This window comes from Staphylococcus lloydii, assembly GCF_015775975.1.
GTDB lineage: Bacteria > Bacillota > Bacilli > Staphylococcales > Staphylococcaceae > Staphylococcus > Staphylococcus lloydii.
In genome coordinates, this window is record NZ_CP064056.1 from 2219612 (window position 1) to 2240421 (window position 20810).

The 20810-nt window shown below is 33.5% G+C and carries 19 protein-coding genes; 8 read left to right on the forward strand and 11 right to left on the reverse strand.

The window, feature by feature from the left end; translation table 11 throughout:
- Window positions 1-354 precede the first annotated feature (354 nt).
- Complete coding sequence (locus tag ISP08_RS10965; protein ID WP_195718650.1) at window positions 355-999, forward strand: FusB/FusC family EF-G-binding protein; 645 nt, start codon at window positions 355-357, stop codon at window positions 997-999.
- A 73-nt stretch (window positions 1000-1072) separates the two neighbouring features.
- Here ISP08_RS10965 and ISP08_RS10970 read toward each other — a convergent pair whose 3' ends face one another.
- Entirely contained in the window at window positions 1073-1960 is an 888-nt protein-coding gene (locus tag ISP08_RS10970) for a LysR family transcriptional regulator (protein WP_048792399.1), read from the reverse strand.
- A gap of 131 nt (window positions 1961-2091) precedes the next feature.
- On the opposite strand from ISP08_RS10970, the gene ISP08_RS10975 reads away from it, so the two are divergent.
- Window positions 2092-3273, forward strand: coding sequence for an MFS transporter (locus ISP08_RS10975; RefSeq protein WP_195718651.1), 1182 nt, complete (start codon window positions 2092-2094; stop codon window positions 3271-3273).
- A 54-nt stretch (window positions 3274-3327) separates the two neighbouring features.
- Here the strand turns inward: ISP08_RS10975 and ISP08_RS10980 are convergent, their stop codons facing one another.
- Window positions 3328-3810 carry an SRPBCC domain-containing protein gene (locus ISP08_RS10980; protein ID WP_195718652.1) on the reverse strand — a complete coding sequence of 161 codons (483 nt, stop codon included), beginning with the start codon at window positions 3808-3810 and terminating at the stop codon, window positions 3328-3330.
- Between the two features lie 36 nt (window positions 3811-3846).
- Window positions 3847-5232, reverse strand: coding sequence for an amino acid permease (locus ISP08_RS10985; protein ID WP_048792396.1), 1386 nt, complete (start codon window positions 5230-5232; stop codon window positions 3847-3849).
- 313 nt (window positions 5233-5545) lie between these two features.
- On the opposite strand from ISP08_RS10985, the gene ISP08_RS10990 reads away from it, so the two are divergent.
- A complete protein-coding gene (locus tag ISP08_RS10990; protein WP_195718653.1) occupies window positions 5546-6487 on the forward strand; it encodes an agmatinase family protein in 942 nt (313 codons plus the stop codon).
- Window positions 6488-6502: 15 nt separating this feature from the next.
- Window positions 6503-7729, forward strand: a complete 1227-nt coding sequence (locus ISP08_RS10995) for an Nramp family divalent metal transporter (RefSeq protein ID WP_195718654.1) — start codon at window positions 6503-6505, stop codon at window positions 7727-7729.
- A 587-nt stretch (window positions 7730-8316) separates the two neighbouring features.
- Here the strand turns inward: ISP08_RS10995 and ISP08_RS11000 are convergent.
- On the reverse strand, window positions 8317-9963 hold the full coding sequence (locus ISP08_RS11000) for a ribulokinase (RefSeq protein ID WP_195718655.1): 1647 nt from the start codon (window positions 9961-9963) through the stop codon (window positions 8317-8319).
- Between the two features lie 336 nt (window positions 9964-10299).
- On the opposite strand from ISP08_RS11000, the gene ISP08_RS11005 reads away from it, so the two are divergent.
- Both ISP08_RS11005 and ISP08_RS11010 read left to right on the forward strand, forming a co-directional pair.
- On the forward strand, window positions 10300-11526 hold the full coding sequence (locus ISP08_RS11005) for an MFS transporter (protein ID WP_195718656.1): 1227 nt from the start codon (window positions 10300-10302) through the stop codon (window positions 11524-11526).
- Window positions 11527-11578: 52 nt separating this feature from the next.
- On the forward strand, window positions 11579-12361 hold the full coding sequence (locus ISP08_RS11010; RefSeq protein ID WP_195718706.1) for a DeoR/GlpR family DNA-binding transcription regulator: 783 nt from the start codon (window positions 11579-11581) through the stop codon (window positions 12359-12361).
- Window positions 12362-12523: 162 nt separating this feature from the next.
- Here ISP08_RS11010 and ISP08_RS11015 read toward each other — a convergent pair whose 3' ends face one another.
- Window positions 12524-13705 (reverse strand): MFS transporter, encoded by a 1182-nt coding sequence (locus ISP08_RS11015; protein WP_195718657.1) that lies wholly within the window; start codon window positions 13703-13705, stop codon window positions 12524-12526.
- A gap of 139 nt (window positions 13706-13844) precedes the next feature.
- On the opposite strand from ISP08_RS11015, the gene ISP08_RS11020 reads away from it, so the two are divergent.
- On the forward strand, window positions 13845-14237 hold the full coding sequence (locus tag ISP08_RS11020) for a winged helix-turn-helix transcriptional regulator (protein WP_048792388.1): 393 nt from the start codon (window positions 13845-13847) through the stop codon (window positions 14235-14237).
- 54 nt (window positions 14238-14291) lie between these two features.
- On the opposite strand, the gene ISP08_RS11025 is transcribed toward ISP08_RS11020, so the two are convergent.
- The 5 genes from ISP08_RS11025 to eda all read right to left on the reverse strand — a co-directional run bounded on the left by ISP08_RS11025 (window position 14292) and on the right by eda (window position 19221).
- Window positions 14292-15110, reverse strand: a complete 819-nt coding sequence (locus ISP08_RS11025; RefSeq protein WP_195718658.1) for an SDR family oxidoreductase — start codon at window positions 15108-15110, stop codon at window positions 14292-14294.
- A 1-nt stretch (window position 15111) separates the two neighbouring features.
- Window positions 15112-16143, reverse strand: a complete 1032-nt coding sequence (gene uxuA, locus ISP08_RS11030; protein ID WP_195718659.1) for a mannonate dehydratase — start codon at window positions 16141-16143, stop codon at window positions 15112-15114.
- Between the two features lie 5 nt (window positions 16144-16148).
- Complete coding sequence (gene uxaC / locus ISP08_RS11035) at window positions 16149-17555, reverse strand: glucuronate isomerase (RefSeq protein WP_195718660.1); 1407 nt, start codon at window positions 17553-17555, stop codon at window positions 16149-16151.
- 74 nt (window positions 17556-17629) lie between these two features.
- Complete coding sequence (locus ISP08_RS11040; protein WP_195718661.1) at window positions 17630-18601, reverse strand: sugar kinase; 972 nt, start codon at window positions 18599-18601, stop codon at window positions 17630-17632.
- A 2-nt stretch (window positions 18602-18603) separates the two neighbouring features.
- Window positions 18604-19221, reverse strand: coding sequence for a bifunctional 4-hydroxy-2-oxoglutarate aldolase/2-dehydro-3-deoxy-phosphogluconate aldolase (gene eda, locus ISP08_RS11045; protein WP_195718662.1), 618 nt, complete (start codon window positions 19219-19221; stop codon window positions 18604-18606).
- A 123-nt stretch (window positions 19222-19344) separates the two neighbouring features.
- On the opposite strand from eda, the gene ISP08_RS11050 reads away from it, so the two are divergent.
- Window positions 19345-20286, forward strand: coding sequence for a LacI family DNA-binding transcriptional regulator (locus tag ISP08_RS11050; RefSeq protein ID WP_195718663.1), 942 nt, complete (start codon window positions 19345-19347; stop codon window positions 20284-20286).
- Between the two features lie 112 nt (window positions 20287-20398).
- On the opposite strand, the gene ISP08_RS11055 is transcribed toward ISP08_RS11050, so the two are convergent.
- Window positions 20399-20740 carry a DoxX family protein gene (locus ISP08_RS11055; protein WP_195718664.1) on the reverse strand — a complete coding sequence of 114 codons (342 nt, stop codon included), beginning with the start codon at window positions 20738-20740 and terminating at the stop codon, window positions 20399-20401.
- Between the last annotated feature and the right edge of the window lie 70 nt (window positions 20741-20810).

Sequence of the window (20810 nt, forward strand, 5' to 3'; positions counted from 1 at the left end):
TCCGCATGAATTAATATCAATACACACAGTCGATAGCTTTCATCTTTAGTAACAATTGTTATAATTTAACACTTTTACCATCGTAATTCCACTGAGTTGCTTGCTGTTATTTTGACGTACAATTTTCAAAAATTTAAGTGAATCTTAATCCCACAATTTATTGAGCCAAGTTGACAATTTATTTATTCCTTGCTATAAAATGTATATTATTACAATTGGAGATGATGATATGTTGCACATAAATGCTACATGTTTAATACAAGGCAAATAACTAAATGCTTTGTCAATCATTCCTATATTCACAAAGCATTTAAGTGATTAAAAATAAATTCGTTTTGTGAAAGGAAGAACAACATGGAAACTAAAATTTATCCATATCAATTTAACTATATTAAAAACAATGTGGCACGCTTATTAAACGTCTATAATTCTGTAAATGACAAACGCACTGTTATTGCTATTCAACAATCGACAAAGGACGATATCTTACAGCTCTTCTCTAATGTGGACGATGCAATAACACAAGCTATTGACGATTTAATGAATGTCCAATTATCTAGCATGCAAGCCGAAAAAATATTAGATACTTTTAGTACTTATGTCACACCTTTTAAACATCCTAGTAATAAGCAAGTGGAAAAAGTATTTAAAAAGGTTAAGAAACTAAAAACACCATTAATCAGTGATGAAGTATTAATGGAAAGTACTTATGTAGGTTGGAATGAAATATCTTCAGGTCGCAAATATATTATTTATTATGACGAACATGATAAATTAACTGGCTTTTATGGTGATATTTCAAATCAAACGGTAAAAGGCTTTTGTTCAATTTGTAACAAAGAATCAAATGTCGCATTATTTATGCGTAAAACCAATTCATCGAGCGATGGTCGCTATACGAAAAAAGGCGATTACATTTGTTTCGATAGCATACGTTGTAATCGTCAAATTACAGAACTGACTCATTTTTATAAATTTTTAGCTAAAATTAAATCTTAATCACACGTAAAAAACACCTAACTATAAGCTTATTAATCTTGTAGTAGGTGTTTTTATATTATTTGGTTATTACTTAACTGCGCAAATATGAGATAAATTTACTAATCGCCGCATTATTATCTGTACTTCTAGTTACGGCTGTGAAATAAATATAATGATCAAACGGTTCTCCTACTGGTACAGATTCAATAGAACCATTCATAATAAATGGATCATCTTCAATTGTCAGAGTAGAAACAATGCTAATACCTAAGCCTTCAGATACTGTTCGAATCAATACACTAGGATTATTCGTTCTGAACACTATTTTTAATGGCCCATTCTCTTCTTCAAAAGCCTTTAAATTATTTTGATAAAAGCTACGATCATATAACACAAATGGATATTGCTGTATTTCCTCTAAATTCACTTCTTCTTTAAGTGCTAATTTTGATTTTTTCGGTAAAATTAATTTAAAGCCACTCGATCTATTCAAAGAATATAATTGTAATCCGTCATCTATAGATTCATTATCTCTTATGCCTATTAATCCGATATCCACTTCGTTGTTTTGTACAAGTCGTGTAATTTCCTCTTTATCACTTTCAAAAATTTCCACATTAATATGAGGATAGTCTTTATTAAATTTCGACAATGCTTTCGGTACAACTTTGTTAAATAAAGTAGGAATCGTCGCTATAGTGAGAGAACCATTAATATTAGTTTTCATTGCGTCTACTTCATCTAATAAGTTATGTTGCGCTTCTAATATTTCAATAATATAAGGTATTAGATGTTTACCGTTTTGTGTAGGCAATGTTCCTTTTCGGGATCTGTTAAATAATTTGTAACCCAATTCTTTTTCTAAATTAGCAATAGATTGGCTCATCGCAGATTGGCTAATATGCATTGCTTCTGCCGCAAAAATAATAGATTCAGTTTCATATATCTTTTTAACATAACTCAATTGTTCAAAATTCATAGCTTCACCCTTTTATATTAGTTTTACTTATATGAATATCAGAAATTCTAATTATACATTAATATATTTTAACTATTATAATAGTTATTGGTTTGAAAAAACAATATAAAAATAAAGGACGGTCTTACACTATGTACGGTAAACTCTGGACTAAGGATTTTATCTTCATAACTATAGTTAACTTTTTAATGTATCTGATTCATTACACACTAATAGTTACAATTACAGAATTTACTATAGATAAATACCACGCCTCTGAAAGTATGGGTGGTCTTGCTGCGGGTATATTTATTATCGGTATGCTATTTGGTCGTCTAGTTTCTGGACGAATCATCGATAGCTTGCAGCCTAAAAAAGTATTAATTGGTGGCATTATATTTTCTATAATTACAGTGGCACTATATTTTACAATTAACAGTCTAGCTATTTTAATGCTTGTACGTTTACTTCACGGCTTAGCATTTGGTTTTTCATCTACTGCAACAGGGACTATGTCTTCACGCATAATACCAGATGAACGAAAAGGCGAAGGTATCGGTTATTACGCATTAAGTGTAACAACCGCTTCAGCAATTGGGCCATTCTTAGGCATCTTAATCAACCAACATTTAGGCTTCCAACCTAATTTCTTTGTCTGCTTAGTTGTCATTGTAGTGGCACTTTTATTTGCACTTGTAATTAAAAAATTACCACAACTTAATAAAGCTGAAGATATTAAAGAAGCTCCTAATAAAGGTATAAGTGCTTATATTCAAAAAGAAGCATTGCCTATATCAATGGTAACCGTTTTAGTTGGTGTGGCATACTCAAGCGTATTATCGTTCTTAACTGTCTATACTTCGCATATTAATTTAGCGACGGCATCAACTTTCTTCTTTGTCGTATACGCAGTAAGTACATTTGTAACAAGACCCTTTACAGGTAAAATTTACGATGCTTATGGTGAAAATAAAATCATGTATCCTGTACTGTTCAGTTTTATCGTTGGTTTAGTACTACTCGGATTAACACATGGTAGCGTATTATTGCTTGTTTCAGCAATATTTATTGGCGTCGGTTACGGTACAATTATTCCTAGTGCCCAAGCAATTGCCATTCAACAATCGCCAAAAGATAAAGTTGGTTTAGCAACTTCGACTTTCTATATGTTTACGGATTTTGGTGCAGGAATCGGACCATTTATCTTAGGTATCCTTATTTCATTTGTTGGCTATCGTTATTTATACGTATTAATGGGTGTACTAGTCATTATCGCAGCAATAGCATATTATTTCTTACATGGAAAAAATGCTAAAAATAATCGTGAATATTAAAATTTCACAAAGTAAAAGACCTTCGATATTAATTGTATCGAAGGTCTTTTCATATTATCTTTCAAGATCTAATGCAGAAATCACTTGTTGTTGTCTTGCTTCAAAATCCATTTGTTGTTGATCTAATGACGTACCACTTTCGATAAGTTGCGTTACATTTTCAATTTGGAACTGCCATCCAGTAAAATCCAACGCAATGTGCGGAAATTCAAACGGTAAATATTCCGTAAATGTTAAACTTGTTTGATTATCTTGTTGTTGCAAGTTAAACTTTACATTACCAATATCCCATGTGTAACCGATAACTTTATCTTCAACAAAATCTGTGATTGTCATCGTTTCATTAGCCGTTTCTTCATCCATTACAAATTGCATTTTGCCCTGCTGTTTACGTTCTTCAATAACCAACTGAGGAAACCACTGTTGTATACCTTCCGTTGTACTTAAATAATGAAAAACAGTTGAAACATGAGCATTTATTAGTGTAATGATTGTTTGACTTACGCCATCGTTATTTTTATTATAACTGACTTCCATATATACACCCTCACTTAACGATATAAGTAGTTATACTTAATCATTCGATAATTTATTCGCTAATGCCTCTTTGACAGATTTATTCTTCATTTTATAATACACCAAAATCAAGAAGATAAACCAAATTGGCGTTAATAGTACACCACTTCTAGTATCAGGTGTGACAGTTAAAATGATTAGCACGAAGATAAAGAATATTTGGACAATATAAGCCATAAGTTTACCACCAGGTAATTTAAAGCTGTTTTTCTTATGATCTTCCGGTTGGTTCTTAGTGTACTTAATATAAGCATGCATGATAAACATCCAGTTGATAATTAATAATACTGTAGAAAGTGACGTTACATAGAAAAAGACTTGTGTCGCATTTGGAATAAAGTAATTTAAAATAACCGTAAAGCCTAATAATATACAAGTCACTAATATTGCTACAAAAGGCACACCTTGTTTATTTTTTAATAACAATAATCTATGCACTTGTTTTTTATCTGCTAGCCCAAAAAGTATTCTACTATTTGCGAATATACCACTGTTACAAGAAGATGATGCAGCCGTAAGCACGACGAAATTAATTATTCCTCCAGCAAATGGTATACCAATAAGCGCAAATAAACTAACAAATGGACTATCGTCTGGACTAATATGGTTCCAAGGAATAATAGACATAATCACTGCTAAAGCACCAACATAGAAAACAAGTATTCTGATTGGCACGTTATTAATCGCTTTAGGAATCGTATTTTCTGGATTTTTAGTTTCACCAGCAGTAATACCTACGATTTCAATACCAGTAAATGAAAATACAACCATTTGGAATGACATTAAAAATCCGGATGCACCATGTGGGAAAATGCCATCATGTTTATATATATTATCTAAGCCTGTATAACCATAATGAGTATGGAATGCAAAAATCATCATAATAATACCCACTACGATTAAGCCGATAATTGTTACAACTTTTATAATTGAAAACCAAAATTCTAATTCACCAAAAACTTTAGTACTCGTTAAGTTTAAAATCATCAATATCAAAATACATGAGAGTGACGTTATCCAGTTTGGTATGTCTGGCAACCAATACTCTACATATTTAGCTACAGCTGTAATTTCAGCCATACCTGAAGTAATCCAAGTTAACCAATAAGTCCACCCTGTTAAAAATCCAGCTAATGGCCCCGATTGATCATGAGCAATATCTGCGAATGTTTTGTATTCAGTATTCGCTACAAGCATCTCACCCATTGCTCTCATAAACATAAATAGTACAAAACCGACAATAATATATGTGAGTAAAATAGACGGCCCCGTTAAACTAATTGATTGGCCGGCGCCTAAAAATAGACCTGTACCTATTGCACCACCAATGGCAATAAGTTGAATATGTCTATTACTCAACTCTCTGTTTAATTGATTTGACATAAATCTTCCCCATTTGTTTATGTATTTAAGCATTAGCCTCAAATATTATTAATTCATCCCCCTTTGATGAACTAATTTTTTTACTTCATGAACATATCTGATTAATGCTTGATTGTATGATATTCTTTTTCTCTTCAAATTTCAATTGTTTTTATATTTAATAATATTTTTGTTTATTTAAACATTTTACTACATATTAATAAATAATTTACTCGAATGTTTTAGGAAATATAACAATCTATTTCGATATATATTTGAAAACAAAATTGATACTCTCTATAATTATTAATTAATAAAGGGGGCTTTATATTTTATGAAAGATAATATTTATGGAAATACACCATGTTTTTTAGATAGTAAAAATTTATCAAAGGCGCAAGACTTAGATACCGATGTTATTGTATATGGTGTGCCTTTTGAAGGCGAAAGTACTTGGGGCGACTATACAGGCGTTGAATTAGGTCCAAAACAAATACGTGTATGTTCTGCACGCTATAGTCAATATTTACCTGAGCTAAATCATATCGATGTAAGCGAGCATTTAACTATGGGTGATGTTGGAGACGTTCCGTTCGTCGCACACGATAATAAGCAAAGTTATGAGAATATTGAGAATTTTGCATACAATTTATGGCAACAAGATAAGTTTTTAGTGGGCTTTGGTGGTGAACACGGCGTTACCTACCCTATTTTAAAAGCACTAACTAAGACAAATAAACGTGTAGGGATTATTCATTTAGATGCCCATTACGATAATATGCCTGACTATGATGGTGAACTTTATGCACGTAATACTCCATTTATGCGTTTGTATGAAACTGAGGGCATTAGAAATGAGAGCATCATTCATACAGGTATTCATGGTCCGCGTAACAAACCTGAAACTGGTAAATATGCTGAAGAAGCAGGTGCGGTCACTCTAACAATTAACGACATTAGATCATCTACAAATTTAACACAATTAGCGCGAGATATTTATACACAAGCAAGTAAAGATGTAGATGTCGTCTATTTAACAATTTGTAGTGACGTCCTTGATTTTGCTTTTAATCCTGGCGGTCCAGTGGACGGCAATGGTATTACATCTTACGAGTTACTAACATTAATACATGAATTTGGTAAATTAGGTCTTTGCGGTATGGATTATGTTGAGGTTTATCCAATGCAAGACGCTAACCAAAATTCTGCTCATTTTGTCTCTACTGCTGTACTATACGTACTTGCAGGCCACGTGAAATATTTAGGCAAAGCCTAATAACATGGGGATGTGATGGTTGTGTATAAAAACTTGAGTAAAGTATTTAAATCAATTGGACCTGGAATGATTATTACCGCTTCATTTATCGGTCCTGGTACAGTTACTACAATGACCCAAGGGGGCGCAGGCTTTGGATATAGCTTGTTGTGGGCAGTAGTATTCTCTATTATTGCAACAATCGTCTTACAAGAAATGATTATCCGCCTGTCTTTAGTTACTAGAGAAGGCTTGGGCGAAGCGATACAAGAATTATTTGCGCATAAAATAGGTAAATTAATTTTAGTTTGGTTTACATTGATTGCAGTGACTTTAGGGTGTGCCGCATACATAAGCGGAGACTTGCTAGGTACTTCTCTAGGTGCTGCATATTTATTACATTTACCTTCACATACAGTAGCACCCGTGATAGGTATAATCATTTTATTAATTGGTTTATTTGGTAACTATCGCTTTTTAGAAAAGATAATGATCGTATTAATGGTTATCATGGGAATTATTTTCATTACGACTATGATTGTAATTAAACCCGACGTCACAGGTATCTTAAAAGGTGTTTTTGCACCGACGATACCGAATGGTTCCATTATTACTGTTATTGCTTTAATAGGCACAACGGTAGTGCCTTATAATTTCTTTATTCACTCTACTGCCGTGCATGAACGTTTTAAAGACTTAACCGAATTGAAATTCGCACGTTGGGACACTATTATATCGATTGCTGTAGGTGGTATTATTTCGGCAGCAATTTTAATTTCTGCCGCTACATTAATTAAAGGTAAAGAGGTATCAAGTATCATTCAACTTGCTGACCCACTGAAACCTATATTCGGAGAGTTTGCCCCATTCATTATTAGTATTGGGTTGTTTGCAGCAGGGCTATCTTCCGCTATTGCTTCACCTACTGGCGCTGCTGCTACAATAAGCAGTTTGCTTGGTTGGGAAAAAGGTATGAAAAGCAAAAAATACAAAACCGTATTCGCCGCTATCATACTTATTGGTATTATCACATCAGGTTTAGGCTTTGAACCCATTCAAGTCTTACTCGTTGCTCAAGCATTGAACGGTATTATCTTGCCGATAGTAGCTATCCTTATCTTTATCATTATTAATAAAAAACAACTTATGGGTAAATACGCTAATAATTTATGGCTTAATATTTTAGGCTTTATTGTTGTACTTATCGTGTCATTTTTAGGTGTGTATAGCTTAATTGATGCACTTACGAGTATCTTTAAATAGCATAGCTGTTTTTTCAAAGTTATTCGAAATATATGAGCTAAGAACTAAAATACCAAAAGCAACTTGTTATTTTATCGTTTTTATTGGCTTAACTGGTTCAATAGGGTCCGGATTAAATTGAAATACGATAATCCCTAACGTTACAAATAATATGACCATTATAGATATTAAAAACACATTTATAATTATTGCTGTAGATAGTTTATACTTCTTTCTTAATATTATTAACAGCACGCATAAGCTTAAAGTAGTAACAATAAAAAATATTAATGCAATGGTAACTGAGTTTAGAAACATCATATTTAATGCGAAGTTTCTTTGTATAAAACACAAAATATTCATATACATGATTGCTCCCAATAGATTTTTCTTCAAATCTATTGGGAGCATTTTGACGATTAATCGTTAAAAATTAGCGAGTAATGCTTATTTAAAAAAAGTTGTATTTCTCCGAGTATTTTATTTACTATCAGAAAGGCAGCATAAAATAAAAACCCCCACAGACTGTCGAAGCAATGTGGGGGTTTTCTGTATTATCAAAATCAATGAAATAGCCTGCGTTCACACTATTAGAAAATCAATCTCTATTATTGATTAAATTTTTCATCAGCAATTGCTTTAATATTTTTCATTATGCTTGCTTTTTTATAACCATGTAAATCATGCAATGCTTTATATGCTTTAAACATTTTTTTGTAAGTAGCAACTTTTGCTTCCTCTGGCTCTACTTGATATAGTACCGGTTCTTTCATAGCTTGAATTGCTTGTTCAAATGAATGATGTGCTTTTCCACTGATAGCGCCTAATATAGCTGCTCCTATCGCAGGTGCATACTCGCTATCGATAACGGTGATTGTTTTATTCAACACATTGGCATATATTTCCATTAACAATGTATTTTTCTTTGGTATACCACCACATGCATACACATTATCCACTTCCATGTGCCAACCTTGATATTGTTGCATAATCATTTTCGTACCAAATGCGGTAGCTTCCATATACGCACGATAAATATCTTCGTGCTTGGTTTGTAACGTCATGCCAAATAAACTACCTGTTAATGTACTATCACTTAATACACTACGATTGCCATTATGCCAATCAAGAGCTACCAAACCACTTTCGCCCGGCGCCAACTTCTGTGCCTTTTCATTAAGTAATTCAAAAATTGAAATATTTCGTTCTTTAGCTTCAACAACATATTCATACGGTGTTTGTTTAGCGATATAGTCAAATAGATCTCCCACTGCAGATTGCCCTGCTTCATATGCATAAAGTTCAGGGATAATTGCACCTTTAACCGAGCCTGAGATGCCAGGTACTTTGTGCTGTGTTTTATTAAGCATTAAATGACATGTACTCGTTCCCATTACCATCGTCATTTCTCTATCTTTTTCTGAGCCAATACCCAATAAACTCGCATGTGCATCGATAATAAATGGACTTACCGCTACCGTGTCTGGCAAACCTAGTTTATCAGCCATTGCTGTACTTAATGTACCAACTGTTTCACCAATATTTACGATAGGTGCATCGACTTTTGTTCTCACGATATCAGACAATTCATTATCTATTTGATCAAATAAGTCATAATGAAATCCTGTCTCTTCTTGCCAAAATGCCTTAAAACCTAGTCCACAGTTCGAACGTACATTTTTCCCAGTTAATTTATTAACAATCCAGTCCCCTGCTTCCATGATATTCGCAGTTTTAGCCATCACTTCTGGTGCTTGGTGTTGTACTTCCATTATTTTTGGAATCATCCACTCACTACTAATATTGAAGCCATAATAACCTAACCATCGATTCTTTTGTTGCAACGCAGTTTGAAATAATTTATCGGCCTCTGCTTGAGCGCCATGATGTTTCCACAATTTCACGTAAGCATGTGGTTCATCTTTAAAACATTCATAGTTATGTATGGGTTCCATATATTCATCTACAAAAATCACTGTCGATGAAGTGAAGTCAATGCCTATGCCAACTATAGCCTTAACATCGATGTTGGCTGTTTTTATTATGTATGGAATACCTTCTTCGATTACTTCCATATAGTCATTAGCATTTTGTAAGGCAAAACTTTGTGGTATCTTTTGACCATTTAATTGTTGCTCAATCGTTCCATGAGCATATTCTTTAATATATTGTGAAACAATTTCACCATTAGCTGTATTGACTAAAAACACTCTCCCAGATGCAGTGCCAAAATCAATACCTATACTGTAATTCATAATAACCCTCCAAATACGTACAATAGAAAACGCTTTATTAAATAATAAGCAACTTAGTAACAAAAAGCAACGCACGAAAACGAAATAAACGAACAAATATAAACATTTAATTAGTAATTTCAAGCATATAAAAACATATATTTTGTAGTTTTATGATTGACATATACAAATGAAAGCGTTTACTATTGTTTTTACAAACATAAATGTGCAAAAAAAAAATAGTTTTATTTTCTCGAAATTTGATTTTTATATTTTATTAACAATTTATATTTAAACATTTTAGACTTAAAAATCATAACACTACCATCACAATGCGAAATTAAAGGAGTATGTTATATGAAAAATTCAAATTCAGTTTTAGGTATGCCTCGCCAAATCGTTTGGGGTTACATAGGTATTATTATTTTCATGATGGGTGACGGTTTAGAAATTGGTTGGTTAAGTCCTTGGCTACACGAAAATGGCTTTTCCGTTAAAGAAACGAGTGCACTTTTTTCTTGTTATGGCGTTACTGTTGCCTTAGCAAGTTGGTTTAGTGGCGTATTTGCAGAGGCATTAGGCGGCAAAAAAACGATGATACTTGGTTTGTTCTTCTATATCATAGGAACAATTTGCTTTGTTGGTTTTGCAATTCCATCAAATAATTTATATTTGATGTTACCTGCGTACGCGCTACGTGGTTTAGGCTATCCGTTATTTGCTTATTCATTCTTAGTGTGGATTTCTTACCGTTCAGAACAAAAAACGTTAGGTGCCGCAGTAGGATGGTTTTGGTTTGTCTTTACTGGTGGTTTAAATGTGTTAGGCGCACTTTATTCTATTTGGGCAATTAAATATTTAGGACATATTAATACGCTATGGAGTTCATTATTCTGGGTTGTTTTAGGTGCAGTATTCACACTTATCATTAATAGAGATACATTACCTTCAAATCAAGGTAGTTCTAAAGAAAAACTAAAAGAGCTACTTAAAGGTATTACAATTATAAAAGAAGAACCTAAAGTATTACTCGGAGGTATTGTACGTGTAATTAATACCACGGCACAATTTGCCTTCCCGGTATTCTTACCTATTTATTTATCCAGTTTTGGTATACCTACATCAAAATGGTTAGCTGTATGGTCTACAATCTTTGTAGGTAATATCATTTTCAACTTAATCTTTGGTATCGTTGGAGATAAAATTGGTTGGCGTAACACGGTGATGTACTTTGGAGGCATTGGTAGCGGTATTTCAGTACTACTCATTGGCTATATTCCGATGTGGACAGATGGTAATCTAATATTATTAACTATCGTAGGATTTTGTTGGGGTGCATTTATCGCAGCGTACGTACCATTATCAGCATTGATCCCTACACTCGTTAAAAAAGATAAAGGTGCGGCACTTTCCGTACTAAATTTAGGCGCTGGTTTACCAGTATTTGTCGGTCCAATGATTGTAAATTTATTTATCGATATCGTACATGATATTGGAATAATTTGGATTTTAGGCATACTTTACTTTATTAGTACCATTCTTACTTATTTCATCAAACTACCTAGAAGCGCACAATATGAATAATTGAAGATCCAAGTCAGTTTGTTATACTTATGTCTAAAATGGGGTGTAGATGATGTTACCTGCCGAACGGGAAGAAAAAATAATTGCTTTCTTATTAGAACATAAACAAGCAACGATACACACATTATCAAAGCAATTTAATGTTCACGAAGCAACGATTCGTCGTGATTTAAATAAACTTGAACAATTCGATCAAATTAAACGTACACATGGTGGTGTCGTATTAAATAAAGGTGAAGTATGGGACGAACTTAGTTTTGCCGATAGACAAACGAGTAATTACAAAGAAAAAGTTGCTATTGCCACTAAGGCTGCCGAGTTTGTCCAAGACAATGATACTATTATTATTGATTCAGGTTCTACAGGGTTACAATTAGCGCTCGCTTTGCAACACAAACGCAATTTAACGCTCATTACGAATGATATTTATATTGCTTCTACCTTAAAATCGACCAACCATCAGGTCATCGTTACTGGTGGCGCATTGCATAAAGACAACTATGTATTAGATGGTCAACTTGCTAACAGTGCTTTAAAATCTTTTAATCCTTTAAAATTATTTTTAAGCACGCCCGCAATAGACGCCGTAAAAGGTGTAACGCATTTTAGCGAAACTTTGGCTTATACAAAGGCGCAAATGGTAGAGCAAGTACAAGAGGTTTATGTCTTAGCCGATAGTGCTAAGCTAGACAAAGTTTCTTTATATAATGTCTGTGCGCCAGAAAATATAGACATGTTAATAACCGACACGTCAAACACAAATGTTAATTGGGCTGCATATCATGAGCATTTTAAACATTTAACACACGTCAATGTGCATCATAACAACAATTAATCTCTATATAATTTAGAAGAGGTCATTCCCATATTTAGGGAATGACCTCTTTTGCTTATCCATTAAACTGTGCAAGGTCTGGACAGACACGTTTAAGTTGATTTAATTTATCTATCTTTATCACCTGAATGCAAGTTGATTCATAATTACTTACATCTTTTATTAGCATTGAGCTAAACGATGTTGTTTTTCTCTAATATATAATGTGTACATCATTGCACTTGCGACTATAACCATTACGAAACCAAAGTATGGAGTCATTGCTACTGAAAATTCATTTAACACATAACCACCAATAACGGATCCTAATGTAATGCCGATATTAAACGCTGAAATATTTAGACTTGATGCAAAATTTACAGTCGCTTTGTTTTCACGTTCTGCAAATAACACAACGATAAGTTGTAATCCTGGGACATTCATAAATGCAAATAAACCCATGAACATAATAGCGATAAGTCCAATAATTGGATGATTCGTCGTTACACCTACAAATAAAAGTACAATAGCTTGAATTAAAAAGATGATGCTTAAAGCTTTTGTTGGCATTTTATTCGTAAATTTACCACCTAAAGTGTTTCCTATCGCTACCATCACGCCATATACGATAAGTAATACAACGACTGTACTATCGCTATAACCTAATTGATGCGTCAACATAGATGTCAGGTAGGTATAAACGACAAACGTACCACCATAACCTAAGGCGGTAATTAGGTAGACAAGCATAAGTGATTTATTTTTAAATACTTTTAATTGTTGAACGATGGGTGATTGTTCATATTCATTTAAATTATTTGGTACGAAAATCACATTGGCAATCAAACTAATAAAACCGATGACTGCTATAGTTATAAAGGACATCTCCCAACCGAAATTTTGGCCAATCCAAGTTCCAAATGGCACTCCTGTAATTGTTGCAACAGTTAAACCTGTAAACATCATAGCAATTGCACTAGAACGTTTATTTGGAGATACTAGGTCGCTCGCTATAGCTGTTGCAATAGACATAAACACGCCATGCATTAATGCCGATAACACACGCATTGTTAATAGCATCGCAAATGATGCTGAAAATGCTGCTAATAAATTAGCTACAATAAATATCATCATAATTGAAATTAATAAGTGCTTTCTTTTCATTTTATTTGTAAGTGGCGTAAGTACTGGTGCACCTACAGTAACGCCAATGGCATATAAAGATACTGTTAATCCAGCCATTGGAATGGTAATATCAAATGCATTTTTAATAAGTGGTAATAATCCAACGCTAATAAATTCTGTCATACCAATCGCAAAGGCTGAGACGGCTAAGGCAATAATTGCTAATTTTTGTTGTTTCATTTACTTCTTTCCTTCCTCTTTTATTAATATGTGTGTTATTATAATTCCAATAAGTAAAAGAAGTAAGTACGCACTTTAAAGTCATATAGGTACCTTAAAGTACTATAGGCACTTTTTAGTACCTATGGAGGTGAAACGCATGTTAAAGAACCATTATAATATTGGTGTGGAAGCAACGATTGACGTATTAGGTGGCAAATGGAAACCTGTAGTTCTGTGTCATTTAAAGGATAATGGCACGATGCGGACTTCCGAACTCAAACGTGCCATACCTAATATCACTCAAAAAATGTTAACGCAACAATTACGAGAGTTAGAAGAGGATAGCATTATCGAGCGTATTGTTTATCAGCAAGTACCCCCGAAAGTTGAATACAAATTATCTGATTATGGAAAGACATTGAGTGAAATTTTATCTTCTTTATGCAAATGGGGAGAATTTCATGTTGCTAAAATGCATGATGAAGGTCGTCCAGTGTCTTTAGAGAAACAAGACTTCATTAATATTCCAGATTTAGTAAGTTCAGAATAATTTATAAGCATAAAAATAACCTCGCTGTTATCACTAACAGCGAGGTTATTTTTATTAAACGCCTGAATATGAATTAAATCCACCATCAACTGGTACAACAACACCTGTTACAAAACCACTTTGTTTTTTATCCATTAACCAATATAAAGTACCTAATAACTCCTCTGGTTCGCCAAAGCGTTGCATGGGCGTTTGGGATAAGATTTTATTCGCTCTTTCAGAATAAGAACCGTCATCATTTCTTAACAACCCTTTATTTTGTGCAGTTTCAAAAAAACCTGGTGCGATTGCATTCACTCGAATTTGACCTGCAAAGTAAGTACTTAACCATTGTGTAAAATTACTTACAGAGGCTTTTGCACCACTATATGCTGGTATTTTAGTAAGCGGCGTAAATGCGTTCATCGATGAAATATTAATAATTGTACCTTGTTCAGATGCCACGACATCTTGTCCAAACACTTGTGAAGGTAAAAATGTCCCAGTGTAATTTAACTTAAATACTTGATCAACACCCTCTTCGCTTAAATCAAAGAAAGATTTTTCACTATTTTCATCGTACATTTCGTCATCAGTTGTGGCATTTGAATTATTACCGCCAGCCCCATTAATCAAGACATCAATTTGGCCAAATTGGTGATTAAATGTATTTTTAGCTTGTTCTAAAGTTTTCTTATCTAATACATCTGCGATTAACCCTACAGTTTGTTTATGTTCTATGTCTATTCGTTGTTGTAAGTTAACGATTTTGTCCTCAGAACGTCCTAATATACCAACATTCGCACCTTGTTCTACTAATGCTTTTACAAACGTTGAACCTATAACACCTGTAGCACCGGTTATCACTATATTTAAATTTTCAAATTGTTTCATTTTACTTACGCACCCCTTCGATTAAGCCATTAATATAAGTTGCTCCTAAGGCACGGTCATATAATCCATATCCCGCTTTACCAGTTTCTCCCCAAATCATACGGCCATGATCAGGTCTAATTGTACCTTTGAAATCAATGTCTACTAATGCGTCAACAACGGCTTTCATGTCCACCGAACCATTTTTAGATAAATGACCCGTTTCTAAGAACGAATACTCTCCGATACGTTTAACGTTACGCATATGCATAAAGTGAATATGGTTTCCAAACGTTTTAATCATTGCTGGCAAGTCATTTTCAGCTAATGAACCTAACGACCCTGTACAGAAACAAATACCGTTATTTTTACTATTATTGATAGATAATAAACGTTCATAACTTTCTTTATTTTTAATAATTCTTGGAATACCAAAAATTGGCCAAGGTGGATCGTCCGGATGTATCGCAAGGTTAACATCATGCTCTATCGCCACTGGTAGCACACGTTCTAAGAAATACGTTAGGTTCTCCCATAATTGTTCTTCTGACGTCTCACGATAGTCTAAAATCAATTGATTCATTTCTTCACGAGAGTAACTTTCGTCCCAACCTGGCAAATTTAAATCCGTTGTTAATGGGTCGATGTCTTTAATTTGATCGTGCTTATAAATCAAAGTATTCGAACCGTCTTCAAGTTCATAATCTAATTGTGAACGTGTCCAATCAAATACCGGCATAAAATTATAAGTTATAGTTTTAATACCATTGTTCGCTAAATTAATAAGAGACGTTTTATAATTTTCGATAAGGTCATCTCTATTACTTACACCTAATTTAATATTTTCATGTACTGGTAAACTTTCGACTACTTCAAACTTTAGTCCTTCAGCTTCAACAGTCGATTTTAAGTCAGCAATACGTTCACTCGACCAAACTTCACCTACCGGCACATCGTAAATAGCTGAAACTATGTGCTTCATATCAGGAATTTGTTTAATTTGCTGTAAGGTTACTGGATCGTCTTTGCCGTACCATCTAAAAGATAATTCCATAACGTTTAGACCTCCTTAATGCCTTCAATCTTGAATAGTTTTAATGCATTATTAAAACAAATATCTTTTAGTATTTGTTCAATTGTTTTATGACTTAAGGCAATTTCACCTTTTTCAATTCTGTCGCCTATTAAATTACATAAAATACGTCTGAAATATTCATGCCTAGTATAAGAAGTCATACTTCTAGAATCTGTTAACATACCTACAAAGTTCGGTAAAAGACCTATATTGGCATAATCTATTAAATGTTGCTCCATGCCTTCTTTCGTATCATTAAACCACCATGCTGCGCCTAATTGAACGCGATGTTCACTATTCGTAAAGTTACCAGCAGTTGCTTGTACCATTAAATGATCTTGGCCATTATTTGGATAAATAATAGTGTCTGACAATGCATTATTTAATTCTAAATGGTTAAGAAATTCATTTAAGCGTTTTGCACTCAATTGATCACCCACACTATCGAAGCCACTATCTGCGCCAACTTGTTGGTACATTTTTGTATTATTGTTTCGTGTTGGTCCTAAGTGGAATTGCACGACCCACCCTAATTCTTTATAAACCTTTGATATTTCAGTCATAATAAATCCGGCTAACGCATATTGTTTGGTTTCTTCAATAACACCACCGTTTAACACTCTTTCAAATAATTTGTCCGCTTCTTCGGCATCAACATTGACACATGGTGTTTTTTCAAAACTTTGATCCGAACTTAATGCTCCATTTCTGTCAAAATAATATATACGTTCTTTTAATGCTGAAATATAACTTGTTAAATCATTTATATTACAATCTACATTCTTTTTTAATTGCTCAACTTTTGCTGTGACAGTGTCTTTACTTAAAAATACATAACTATCTGGTCTAAATGTCGGGCAAACCTTTACTTTAACTTTATTATCTTCGTTTAATAAACGATGATATTTCAAATCATCACATGGATCATCGGTTGTGCAGACTACTGATACATTACTTTTTTTAATTAATGCTTGTGGTGTGTGCGAAGGTTTACTTAATTTTTTATTTAACGTATCATATAATTTTTCAATATCGACATCATCAAAATTCATCGTTTCATTAAAATAGCGTTTTAATTCTAATGCACACCAATGATACATAGGATTCATAATTGAATAAGGTAGCATATGCATAAATGCTTTAAATTTATCAAATTCAGGCGCATTCCCAGTAATAAATGATTCGTTTATACCATTTGCACGCATAAGTCTCCATTTATAGTGGTCTCCTGCTAACCATAACTGTGTAATATTGTCATAGTTTTTATTGTCATAAATTTCTTTAGCATCTATATGACAATGAAAATCAATAATGGGTATATTTTCAACCTTTTGGTAAAGCTTCTCAGCTGTTTTATTATTAAGCAAAAACTTATCATTAATGAGTGTCATAGTACCTCTCCCTTACTACTATAATCTGAACATCTAAATAACTTTATTTGTATGCGCTTCCAAAATTTTGTTTGCTATCGTTTTAATTCACCCACGTTGGCGGACAAATTTAAAATATCTTGTTCTTCAATACTTAACGAATCTTCATTAGTTGTATGTTGCAGTACGGAACATTTTGTTGCAAAATCAATAACTTGTGCTAAATCCCACTGTTGAATCAATCCGTGTACAATACCTGCTGTAAAAGCATCTCCAGCACCGATACGATTTAGTACGGTATATTGATACTTCGGACTAGTTATAAATTTATCTTGAATTAACATGATACCTTGCATTGTACTTTCAGTAATATCTCTATTGCTAGACGCCATAATTGGTATATTATATTGGGCTTGTATTGTTCTTGCACATGTTTCAATATCGTCAGATTCACTGTTTGTCGCTAATAAATGCGTAGCATCTTTTTTTCCAAAGAGTAAAATATCTACAAATGATAACACTGACTTAATAACTGGTATCGCCTCGGAGGTAGACCATAAATTTCCTCTATAGTTTATATCAAATACTAATTTAACGCCTTGTTCCTTAAGTTTCGTTAAAATATCTACAATGTTATCTCTTATCTGTGAATTAACTGCAAGTGTAATACCTGTCAAAACCAAGTAATCTCCATCATTAAAGTCAATTTGTTGTATATGTTCATAGCCATTTTGAGCAAAGGTTGAATGCTCCCGATCATAAATAACTTGACCACTTCTATAACCGAAGCCTTCTTCCATATAGTAAGTGCCAATACGACCTTCAATATGGTCGATAAATTTTGTGTTTACATTTGAACTGCGCATCGTTTGTTCTACCAAATCTTTTAAACTATCTTGTGGCAATGTCGTTAACATAGCGGTATCTTGTTTAAATCCAGCTAATGTCACAAGTGTATTTAATTCTGCGCCACCCGTTTGTATATTCAACGCGCGTGCATTTTTCAGTAGTTCATGATTCGGAGGTGTAAAGCGCAGTAAGACTTCCCCTAACCCATATATAGTCACCTTCACTCACCACCTTTAAGTTCACTAACATATTGCTTCAGACCTTCTGCACCATACTGTTCATATACTTTTGTAATTTCACTACCAATGCCTACAGCAAAACTACCAGCATCTAACCATTCTTGATGATTTTTCTTACCAACGCCACCTGTAGGAATAAATTCTGTTGTAGGTAAAGGGCCTCTAAAATCTTTTATTGATGAAGGTGTAAACTGCGTCGCAGGAAATAATTTGAGCACTTTGCAACCGTATTTCATTGCTTCTATCATTTCTTTTACCGTCATCACTCCAGGAACGTAAGGTACATCATATAAGTTAGCAACTTGTGCCGTTTCCTTATCAAATGAAGGGCTAACTATAAATTTAGCACCATTTAAAATAGCCATCCTCGCTGAGACACTATCTAGCACTGTCCCTGCCCCTATAAGCGCGTTATCTTTTTGAGACAACGTTGTAATAATATCCATTGCTTGAGGTGTAGTTAGCGTTACCTCTATGATTTCTAAACCTTCTTCGATAATTATATTGGCGATATCAATAAACTCCTGTTTGTCTTCCGTTCGCATAACAGCTACATGTTTAGAGCGATTAATTTGGTTCATTGTCTCTATCGACTTCATCTCAGCATCCCCTTTTTCATAAAATAACAACGTTGTTATTTTCCGATAAAAAAATATTTTCTTTCTTGTCTATATGGTATAATTAAATTCAAATTAAATCAATCCCTTTGAAGGAGTATATTTATGGCAGTTACACTCAAAGACGTCGCAAAAGCCTGTGGTGTAAGTTATTCGACAGTTAGTAAAGCATTAAAAAATTCACCACTTGTAAAACCGAATACTAAATCATACATACAACAAAAAGCCGCCGAAATGAATTATATACCTAACCATTCCGCGCGTGCACTTGTTTCTAAGCGTAGCAACACTATTGGTCTTATATGGCCATCCGTTGATCGCGTTGCCGTTACTCATCTAGTTTCTGAAATTAATGAAGCACTTAAATCATTAGGTTATGTCATGATATTATCCATCGATGATATCGCGGTTGCTTCCAAGAAATTTCTTGAGTTTGGATGTGATGGCATCATTATTTTCGACGAAGGCCCGAGTACGAATTTACCTGCGGATGTATATCAAAATATACCCGTTGTAGCATATGGTGTTGATAGAGAAATCGACTATCCTATTATTAACGTTAACCACAATAAAGCGATGATCATGGCTATCGAATCCTTACTCGCTAAAGGCGTTAAACAAATTGATTATATTGGTGATATTAATACCACTGACTCAAGACAAGTAGCTAAAAAAAATGCCATTGTCGATTATTGCCAACAACATCATATCTATTATCGCCTCATTGATTCCCAAGGTTTATCTGCGTTAGAAACAGAATCAGCCGTCAAAAACTTTTATGCGCAACACGACCTTGCTCCTGGCGTGATTTGTGGTAGTTATGATATTACAATTGGTACATTAAATGCGATAGACTTGGACCGTAATCAACCGATAATTTATTCTTATGATAATATTCCACATATCACTAAATTGGATTATCCAGTACATGCTATTGGTGTACCAACTGCAGAAATTGCAAATAAAGTTGTGAATGTATTAGATCAAGTTATTTCAGATGGCACAATACAAAATATTTATAATTTAGAGCCACAATTAAATGAATAAATATACTTATAGCGATTAAACTATCTCAGTTTAATCGCTATTTTGTTGCCTACTTATCCTACTATATTCTAGTGTAGACCCTTGTCTTTATTAGGTTTAGTGATATCGCTTTTTATATGTAATAACAAAATATTAGAACATTAAGCAATAATAAAATCGTTGCAGGTAACGCTTTTATTATTGGATCTTTAGCTAAAAATATTAATGATAAAGCACCTGCTAACATTGTACATCCTAATAAAACACTAGCCCCCATAGCTAAATAAGGATTAAAAATGCCAAACAACATATTTAAAGCGCCTAATAATTCAATTGCTCCAGTAACTTGATTAAAGAATTGCGGGTACCCCATGCGCACAAAATCTTCATTCATAGCCCCCGACACAATTTTAGACCCCGTTATGATAAATATTATCCCAAGTAGTACTTGCAAGATAATAATTATTACGCCCATATATACACCTCGTTTTACGCCCTACTTAATTTATACTTATATTCATTATAAGCAAAGTAATTTGTTATTT